Source organism: Dactylosporangium siamense (assembly GCF_016862795.1).
Taxonomy (GTDB): domain Bacteria; phylum Actinomycetota; class Actinomycetes; order Mycobacteriales; family Micromonosporaceae; genus Dactylosporangium; species Dactylosporangium siamense.
Genome location: NZ_BONQ01000290.1, coordinates 1 through 575, shown reverse-complemented (window position 1 = coordinate 575; position 575 = coordinate 1). Strand labels below are relative to the sequence as shown.

Annotated in this window: 1 protein-coding gene; it reads right to left on the bottom strand. The window is 67.0% G+C overall.

All coding sequences use genetic code 11. The features are described from left to right. The coding region (locus tag Dsi01nite_RS56990; protein WP_505661205.1) for a pectate lyase-like domain-containing protein at positions 1-575 on the bottom strand (575 nt) is incomplete at both ends.

Sequence of the window (575 nt, the reverse complement as noted above, 5' to 3'; positions counted from 1 at the left end):
TTGGTGGAGAAGAAGCAGTAGCTGCCCAGCCCCCACGCCTCGTGGCTGGTCACGTTGGCGCCGACCTTGTAGGCGGCCCAGCCCTGGGCGCCGCCGCCGGAGGACCAGCTTGCCTGGTTGGGCACGTCGTAGGGGATCTCGTTCTGGTAGAAGTACGTGCGGCCGCCGTTGCCGTTCCAGATGGTCTGGTACTGCTGGTAGTGCTCGACGAACAGCCCGTACATGGTGACGTTGTTGCCGTTGACGACGAGGCCGTTGGCGGCGGTGTTGGTGTTCCAGCCGACGGTGCCGCCGTTGCCGTGGTCGGCGCGCCAGATCCACATGTGGTCGCCGATGACGTTGTTGCTGTTCACCCGCAGACTCACGGTCGCCTTGCCGGCGATGGACCCGCCGATGCGGAAGAACACGTCGTGCAGCGACGTCGGGTTGGCGGCATGCGAGGCCGACGACCCGGACGGGCCGACCTCCATGAGCACCTGCGAGTTGGTGGTGCCGGCGTCGAAGAGGATGCCGGCGACCTTCACGCCGTCGACGTCGGCGACGGTCATCGCGGTGACGCCGTTCTGCGGCACGAT